The organism is uncultured Devosia sp., assembly GCF_913055165.1.
In the GTDB taxonomy this organism is placed as follows: domain Bacteria; phylum Pseudomonadota; class Alphaproteobacteria; order Rhizobiales; family Devosiaceae; genus Devosia.
In genome coordinates this window covers 1-7,702 of sequence record NZ_CAJXJS010000098.1, presented here as the reverse complement: position 1 = coordinate 7,702, position 7,702 = coordinate 1, and the positions used below count along the sequence as shown (strand labels likewise).

Genomic DNA, 7,702 nt, shown 5'->3' with positions numbered 1-7,702 from the left:
CCCCGGAAATGCCCCGGCCCGCCATGCCGCCAATGGCTGTGCCGCCGATATAGAGGCCCATGGAAAAGCCGAGTGCGTCGGGGTCCATTTCTTCGGAGAGATAGACCATGGCCACCGCGGGAATACCGGCGAGCGTCAGTCCCATCAGCGTGCGCAGGACGATGAGCTGCCACCAGACCTGGGTAAAAGGCAGAGCGGCGCCCAGGATGGCCGTGGTCAGCAGCGCCCCGACGATGAGGCGGCGGCGGCCGAGCCGGTCGGCCAGGAGGCTGGCGGGGATCAATGCAAGCGCCATGGTGGCCGTAGTGGCCGACAGGGCCAGCGAGGCGGTGCCGGCGTCGCGCACCCAATATTGCGCGAACATGGGCAGCAGCGGCTGGACCGAATAGAGCGAGGCAAAAACGGAAAAGGCGGCGAGGAAGAAGGCGATATTGGCGCGGAGAAATTCCGGCGTACCGCGGCGGATGGCGGGGAGCGCATTCACCTGGATCGCGTCCCGACCCTCGACCATCGATTCAACAGCCTCCTAGAGAGAATCGATCTGGCTCTGCAAGTCCTTGACAAAACTCGGCAAATTGATCTGTCGCTCGCGCTTCAATCGGGCCGAGGCGAGAATGGCGCGGACGCGGGCCACCGATTCCTCCAGGTCGCGATTGACGATGACATAGTCATACTCGTCAAAATGCTCCATCTCGATCCGGGCGTTGCGCAGGCGCTTTTCGATGGTGCCGACGCTGTCCTGGGCGCGGCGTTCCAGGCGGGCTCGCAGTTCCTTGATCGAGGGCGGCAGGATGAACACCGTGACCATGTCGGCGCGGCACTTCTCATAGAGTTGCAGTGTGCCCTGATAGTCGATGTCAAAGAGGATATCGTTGCCGGCGGCGAGCTGCTCTTCCACCTGGGCGCGCGGCGTGCCGTAGAAATTGCCATGCACCTCGGCGCTTTCGAGCAATTCCCCGTCGCGCTGCATCTTGTGAAAGGTTTCGACGTCGATGAAGTAATAGTGCTTGCCATGCACCTCATCGGTGCGCCGGGCGCGGGTGGTGACCGAAACCGAGAGCTTGATATTGGGGTCGGCCCCGAACAGCGAGCGCGAGATCGAGGACTTTCCGGCGCCCGAGGGCGAGGCAATCACCAGCATGACGCCGCGGCGCTGAAATTCCATCTGACCCAACTCTATTCGACGTTCTGAACCTGCTCGCGTAGTTGATCGATCACCGCCTTGAGGTCAAGACCGATGGCGGTGAGGTCCACTGCGTTTGCCTTGGAGCAGAGCGTATTGGCTTCGCGATTGAATTCCTGGGCGAGGAAATCGAGCCGGCGACCGACAGGGCCGCCCTCGGCGATCAGTTTGCGGGCGGCGGCCACGTGGGCGCTCAGCCGGTCGAGCTCTTCCTGGATGTCCGCCTTGGTGGCCAGGAGCAACGCCTCCTGCGCCAGCCGGTCCTGAGGCAGGCTCGTATCCTGGCGCAAGGCGACAAGTTGCTCATCCAGCTTTGCTGCTATTGCGGCTCGGCTTCGAGCGGGATGGGTTTCGGCGCGCTGCGCAAGGCTGGCAATTGTATCCAGATGCCCCTGCAGAACAGCGGCAATGGCGGCCCCCTCCTGGCGCCGGGCTGCTTGCAGGCGGGTGATCGCCTCGCTGGCGCACTCCAGCACTAGCCTTATGCGCTCATCCTCATCGGTTGCCGCGCCCCCTTCATCCAGCTCCATTACGCCAGGCAAGGCGAGAATGCCCTCGGGCCGCGGGAGTTCGGTGGTCACCTCAGACTGCACTGTCTTGATGGCGGCGAGCACGGTCGCCAGCGCCGCCTCGTTGAGCCGCACGGCACCCGGACCCGATATGTGCGTCAGTGTGGCCGTCAGGTTGATCGAGCCCCGGCTGAGCGACTTCGAGAGCAGCTGGCGCAGCGGAATTTCGGCGGCCTCAAGACCGGGAGCCAAGCGCAGGCGCAGATCAAGTCCGCGCCCGTTGACCGACTTCAGTTCCAGCTGCAGCCGCATGCCTCCGATATGCCGCTCCGTGCGGGCAAATCCGGTCATGCTGGAGAGCGCTGCACTCACTGGGCAGTTTCGCCGTCTGTGCCTGTCGTGACCTCTTCGGCCTCGGCGGCCTCGAGGGCCCGGCGGGCTGCCTCGGCCTCGGCTTCGGCTTGGGCAGCGGCTTCGGCGGCGATCTCCCGATAGCGCGCCACGTTCTGCTGATGCTCGGCATAGGTCTCGGCAAAGACATGACCCTCGCGCGGCGTCGCGCCCTTGGCCACGAAATACAAATAGTCGTGGCTGTCCGGATTGGCGACCGCCTGCAAGGCTTCAATGCCCGGGTTGGCAATCGGCGTCGGCGGCAGGCCATCGATCTGGTAGGTATTGTAGGGCGTCTGCTCTTCGATTTCAGAGCGACGGATGCCGCGGTCGAGAGTCGCCTGTCCCAGCGTGATGCCGTAGATGATGGTCGGGTCCGACTGCAGGCGCATGCCCTCGCGGATGCGGTTGACGAACACCGCCGCGATCTGCGGCCGCTCCGAGGCGATGCCGGTTTCCTTTTCCACAATGGAGGCGAGAATCAGCAGTTCGGCTGGAGACTCGAGCGGCAGGTCTGGCTGGCGGCTTTCCCAAACCTCGGCGAGCGCCTGGGTCATGGCCAGCTGCATTTCATCCAGAACGGACTGACGCGTATCGCCGGGCGTATAGTCATAGCTGCCCGGCAGGATCGAGCCTTCCGGCGGCAACTGGTCGATGGATCCGGTCAGGCGGTCGTCGGCGTTCAAGCGCTGAATAGCCTGCCAGACCGTCCAGCCCTCGGGAATGGTGACAGCGTAGCGCAGGGGATTGCCTTGCGTCAGTTCCTTGAGAATCTCGGACATGGATGCGCCGGCGGGGATATTGAAATCGCCCGCCTTGACGACCGCGCTCTCTTCCACCCGGCTGCCGAACTGGCTGAAGATCATCGAGTTGGTGATGAAGCCCTGCTCTTCGAGCCGGTTGGCGGTGGTGGACAGCGTATTGCCCGATTCCACGCGGAAGACGCGATCCTCGCGGGTCGGGCCGTCGCCATAATATTGCGATGCAACATAGAACAGACCACCACCGACAACCACCAGGCCAATGACCAGCAAGGTCAGCAGGCCATTCAACACGTCGATCAAACCATTGCCCGAGCGGCGGCGGCGCCGATTCCTGCGGTCGTTCATCGTTTCCCTGTCACTCGCGATTGAAGGGGCCTGAGTGCCCTTGTTGTCATTGATCTTGCGCCAAACTGTGGCGGGGCGCCGGCATTGTTCGCAATGGAAGCGCGCAAAGACAAGGGGCACATCGCAGGCGTGTGCGATGTGCCCCTTACAATTCGTGGAAAACTTTAGCTGACCTTGCGCATCACCAGCGTGGCATTGGTGCCGCCAAAGCCGAAGCTGTTGGACAGCGCCACATTGACCTCTTTCCGGATCGCCTTGTGCGGCACCAGATTGATCTCGGTCTCCACCGAAGGATTGTCGAGGTTCAGGGTCGGCGGGATAATGCCGTCGCGCATGGCGAGCAGGCAGAAGATGGCTTCCACCGAGCCAGCCGCACCCAGCAGGTGACCGACGGCCGACTTGGTCGAGCTCATCACCGTGCCCTTGGCGGCATCACCCAGAACGCGGGTCACCGCACCCAGCTCGATCTCGTCGCCGAGCGGCGTCGAGGTCCCGTGGGCGTTGATGTAGTCGATCTCGGCCGGTGAAATGCCGGCGCGCTTGACGGCGGCACTCATGGCGCGGAAACCGCCGTTGCCGTCGGGCGACGGTGCAGTGATGTGATAGGCATCGCCCGACAGGCCATAGCCGATCACTTCGCCGTAGATCTTGGCGCCACGGGCCTTGGCCCGTTCGTAGTCTTCCAGCACGACAATACCGGCACCCTCACCCATGACGAAGCCATCACGATCCTTGTCATAGGGCCGGGAGGCGGCGGTGGGATTGTCATTGAAGCCGGTCGAAAGCGCCCGGGCGGCGGAGAAACCGGCCAGCGACAGCCGGTTGACGCAGCTTTCCGTGCCACCGGCAACCATCACGTCGGCATCACCCAGGGCGATGAGACGGGCAGCGTCGCCAATGGCATGGGCACCGGTCGAGCAGGCCGTGACCACCGAGTGGTTCGGGCCCTTGAGGCCGAAACGGATAGACACCTGGCCACCGGCGAGGTTGATCAGGCGACCGGGAATGAAGAAGGGGCTAATGCGACGCGGCCCCTTTTCATGCAACGTGATCGAGGCATCGTAGATGCCGCCAATGCCGCCAATGCCCGAGCCGATCAGGACGCCAGTGCGCTCCTGCTCTTCCTGGGTCTTGGGCTCGACGCCGGCGTCATCAATCGCCTGCTGGGCCGCAGCCATGGCATAGACGATGAAAGGATCGACCTTGCGCTGCTCCTTCACCTCCATCCACTCATCGGGGTTGTACTTGCCATCGGCATAGTCCCCGAGCGGAATGCGGTGAGCGATCTGGCACGCAATATCGTCGACCTCGAAGTCGTCGATGCGCTTGGCGCCGCTCTTGCCGGCTAGGATATTGGCCCAGGTCGCATCGACGCCGCAGCCAAGCGGCGTGACAAGACCCAGTCCGGTGACGACGACTCGGCGCAATTCCATGGTCAGCGGCCTAGCCCCAGCTTTAGCTGGTGGCCTTGGTCAGGAAAGCGACCGCATCGCCAAAGGTCTGGATCGACTCGGCGGCGTCATCGGGAATCTCGACGGAGAATTCTTCCTCGAAAGCCATCACCAGTTCGACCTGATCCAGGGAGTCCGCACCCAGATCGTCGATGAAGCTGGCCTTTTCAGTGACCTTCTCGGCATCCACATTGAGGTGTTCCACAACGATCTTGCGGACCCGATCAGCGACATCGCTCATATTTGACTTCCCTTTTTAGAAATCGACGTTTCAGTTCGCTTCTTATTGGCGCAAAGCCAAATCATCAAGCGCAGTGTTGGTTTGCACAGGGGCAATGTATGCGGCCTTCCAGGCGCCCGCAAGGCAGGCCGGCAAGTTGGACCGGGGCGGGGGGTATCACGTTTTTTCCGCGATAGCCAGCCGCGTCCAGCCCGGTTTCCAAGGCTTTCGCCACGGAAATCTTGGCAACTGATGCAAGTCGACATGGTTCTCAACTTCCCGACTGCCCACTTTGGTGCAGGCCAAGGACTGGTGGACTTCCGCCAACTGATCTGCTTCCCTCTTCTGCGAAGTTCGCTCCGCCGGACTATGCAGACGATTCAGATGCTTATCCCCACAAAAATCAGAATGAACGCACCGATAAACCAAGCAACCAACAAGACCCCTGCCAATATGTTCAGAGCAACGTTCTTGAGATAATCACCAGAGTTTCGGTAAATCTCTACGCCTTGCTCGTTAGTTCTAGACACGCTGAGTTTAAAGTGCACCGCATAGGCGGCAAAAGCACCGATGATAATTGCCACAACCCCGAGAACTACAAATGTTACGCCAGAATCAAATGGCCCACTAGCGGCCTGCGCATAAGCGGGGGCGGCTAATATAGTTGAAAACACTATTCCGCATATGAAAGCCCTAACCCAGCCCGTCATCCTTACCCCCTGATCGATGGCCTATTTGACGAAGCCCCAAACCAGCTTGTCCGTTCTATGCCTGCGCTGAAGCTGCCGCGCCCTTAATTGCAGCATTGGCTCCAGGCGCTTTGCGCCTAGATCATAGCCATGCCGCCATTCACGTTGAGCGTGTGGCCCGTAATGTAAGCGGCGGCATCGCTGGCGAGGAAAACGGCGCAACCGGCCACTTCCTGCGCCGTGCCCAGGCGTCCCGCCGGAACCGTGGACAGGATCGACTCACGCTGCTTGTCATTGAGCTCGTCGGTCATGGCCGAGGCGATGAAGCCCGGAGCGATCGAGTTGACGGTGATATTGCGGCTGGCAACTTCATAAGCCAGTGCCTTGTTCATGCCTATCAGGCCCGCCTTGGAGGCGGCATAGTTGCCCTGCCCCGGATTGCCCATGACGCCGACCACCGAGGAAATGCCAATGATGCGGCCCCAGCGCGCCTTCATCATGCCGCGCAGCACGGCGCGATTGAGATGGAAGGCAGCAGTGAGGTTGACGGCAATGACGTCGTCCCATTCCTCGTCCTTCATGCGCATGAAGAGATTGTCACGCGTCATCCCGGCATTGTTGACCAGGATGTCGACGCCTCCCATGGCCGCCTCGGCATTGGGAATGAGCTTGTCGACCTCATCAAGCTTAAATAGGTTGGCCGGCAGAATCGGACAGTCCTTGCCGATCTCCGTGGCCGTATCCTCAAGGGCGCCGACGCGGGTGCCGGACAGGGCAACGGTCGCTCCGGCTGCGGCCAGCGCCTTGGCAATTTCGCGACCTATACCGCCGCTGGCGCCCGTTACAAGAGCGCGTTTACCAGAAAGATCAAACATTTAGGTCTCCTCCGGGGAGAAAGCGATTCAAGCGCTTAAGATTTTGATTCAGGGAGTTCAGGCGCCCAGCTGGGACACGAAGGCATCGATATCTGCAGGCGTGTTGACGGCCTGGGCGGTGGCGTCAGGCGCAATGCGCTTGGCCAGCCCGGTCAGCACCTTGCCCGAGCCCAGTTCAACCAGATTGGCAACGCCGCCCGCAGTGGTCAGCCAGCTCACGCTCTCGGTCCAGCGCACAACACCGGTGACCTGCTCGACCAGGCGCTGGCGGATTTCCGCGGGATCGGAAATCGGGGCAGCAAGCACATTGGCGATCAGCGGCACCGCCGGCGCTTTCATCTCCACTTCCCCCAGCGCGGCCGCCATGGCATCGGCCGCAGGCTGCATCAGTGAGCAATGGAAGGGCGCGCTGACCGGCAGCAGCAGGGCGCGCTTGGCGCCCTTGGCCTTGGCGATTTCGACAGCTCGCTCGATGGCGGCAGTCGCGCCGGAGACGACGACCTGCCCGGGCGCATTGTCATTGGCGACGTCGCAGATCTCGCCCTGCGCCGCTTCCGCGGCGACTTCCCTGGCGGTGTCGAGGTCAAGGCCGAGCAGAGCTGCCATGGCACCATGGCCGACCGGAACGGCCTTCTGCATGGCCTGTCCGCGCGTACGCAGCAGGCGAGCCGCATCGGTGAGGCTGAATGTCCCGGCGGCACAGAGGGCCGAATACTCGCCCAGCGAATGGCCGGCGACAAACTTGGCATGGTCCCGCAGGGAAATACCCTTGGACTCGAGGACGCGCACCACAGCCACGGAGACGGCCATCAACGCCGGCTGGGCGTTTTCGGTCAGGCGCAGAATGTCCTCGGGCCCCTCGAACATGGTGGCCGAGAGGCGCTCGCCCAGGGCCTCATCGACTTCCTGGAATACGGCGCGCGCTTCGGCATATTCATGGGCGAGATCCTTGCCCATGCCGACAGCCTGGCTGCCCTGCCCGGGGAAGGTGAAAGCGGAAATGGACATGATCGATCCCTTTTCGAGACAATGTGACAAGCCGCAAGCAGACTGTCCAGTTGCCGGGCGCTTTGCCGGGAGTGTCTGACGAAGTCAAGGCAAACGGACGCGCCGCTTGCCATTGCCCCCTGTTTCCTCTATAGCCGCGCCAGCAATTCGTTTGGCCGGGGGCTGAACGGAGGGTCTTTGCTTTGGCAAAGACAGGGTCCGGCGGACCCGGCCTCCCGTGTTCCCGCTCTTTGCAAGACTGCTTTGACGCCTTTCCGGCTTCGAAGGG

At 62.2% G+C, this 7,702-nt stretch carries 9 protein-coding genes; all 9 read right to left on the bottom strand.

Annotation, left to right across the window (positions count from 1 at the left end; genetic code table 11):
• Positions 1-511, bottom strand: a 511-nt coding sequence (locus QZ564_RS18545; protein WP_297113303.1) for an MFS transporter, incomplete at its 3' end; no start/stop codon positions are given.
• Positions 512-526: 15 nt separating this feature from the next.
• Positions 527-1,165 carry a guanylate kinase gene (gene gmk / locus QZ564_RS18540; RefSeq protein ID WP_297113301.1) on the bottom strand — a complete coding sequence of 213 codons (639 nt, stop codon included), beginning with the start codon at positions 1,163-1,165 and terminating at the stop codon, positions 527-529.
• Positions 1,166-1,176: 11 nt separating this feature from the next.
• Entirely contained in the window at positions 1,177-2,064 is an 888-nt protein-coding gene (locus QZ564_RS18535; protein ID WP_297113299.1) for a YicC/YloC family endoribonuclease, read from the bottom strand.
• Positions 2,061-3,191, bottom strand: a complete 1,131-nt coding sequence (gene mltG, locus QZ564_RS18530) for an endolytic transglycosylase MltG (protein ID WP_297113297.1) — start codon at positions 3,189-3,191, stop codon at positions 2,061-2,063. The genes QZ564_RS18535 and mltG overlap by 4 nt, the downstream gene beginning before the upstream one ends.
• A 164-nt stretch (positions 3,192-3,355) precedes the next feature.
• Entirely contained in the window at positions 3,356-4,618 is a 1,263-nt protein-coding gene (fabF, locus tag QZ564_RS18525; RefSeq protein WP_297113305.1) for a beta-ketoacyl-ACP synthase II, read from the bottom strand.
• Positions 4,619-4,646: 28 nt separating this feature from the next.
• A complete protein-coding gene (locus QZ564_RS18520; RefSeq protein ID WP_046103861.1) occupies positions 4,647-4,883 on the bottom strand; it encodes an acyl carrier protein in 237 nt (78 codons plus the stop codon).
• A 359-nt stretch (positions 4,884-5,242) separates the two neighbouring features.
• A complete protein-coding gene (locus QZ564_RS18515; RefSeq protein WP_297113291.1) occupies positions 5,243-5,572 on the bottom strand; it encodes a hypothetical protein in 330 nt (109 codons plus the stop codon).
• 116 nt (positions 5,573-5,688) lie between these two features.
• Positions 5,689-6,426, bottom strand: a complete 738-nt coding sequence (fabG, locus tag QZ564_RS18510; protein WP_297113289.1) for a 3-oxoacyl-[acyl-carrier-protein] reductase — start codon at positions 6,424-6,426, stop codon at positions 5,689-5,691.
• 57 nt (positions 6,427-6,483) lie between these two features.
• Positions 6,484-7,434 (bottom strand): ACP S-malonyltransferase, encoded by a 951-nt coding sequence (gene fabD / locus QZ564_RS18505; RefSeq protein ID WP_297113287.1) that lies wholly within the window; start codon positions 7,432-7,434, stop codon positions 6,484-6,486.
• Positions 7,435-7,702 lie beyond the last annotated feature (268 nt).

Excerpts from the sequence above, each read along its gene's own strand:
- gmk (WP_297113301.1), bottom strand. The coding sequence starts at position 1,165 with ATGGAATTTCAGCGCCGCGGCGTCATGCTGGTGATTGCCTCGCCCTCG.
- mltG (WP_297113297.1), bottom strand. The coding sequence starts at position 3,191 with ATGAACGACCGCAGGAATCGGCGCCGCCGCCGCTCGGGCAATGGTTTG.
- QZ564_RS18520 (WP_046103861.1), bottom strand. The coding sequence starts at position 4,883 with ATGAGCGATGTCGCTGATCGGGTCCGCAAGATCGTTGTGGAACACCTC.
- QZ564_RS18515 (WP_297113291.1), bottom strand. The coding sequence starts at position 5,572 with ATGACGGGCTGGGTTAGGGCTTTCATATGCGGAATAGTGTTTTCAACT.
- fabG (WP_297113289.1), bottom strand. The coding sequence starts at position 6,426 with ATGTTTGATCTTTCTGGTAAACGCGCTCTTGTAACGGGCGCCAGCGGC.
- fabD (WP_297113287.1), bottom strand. The coding sequence starts at position 7,434 with ATGTCCATTTCCGCTTTCACCTTCCCCGGGCAGGGCAGCCAGGCTGTC.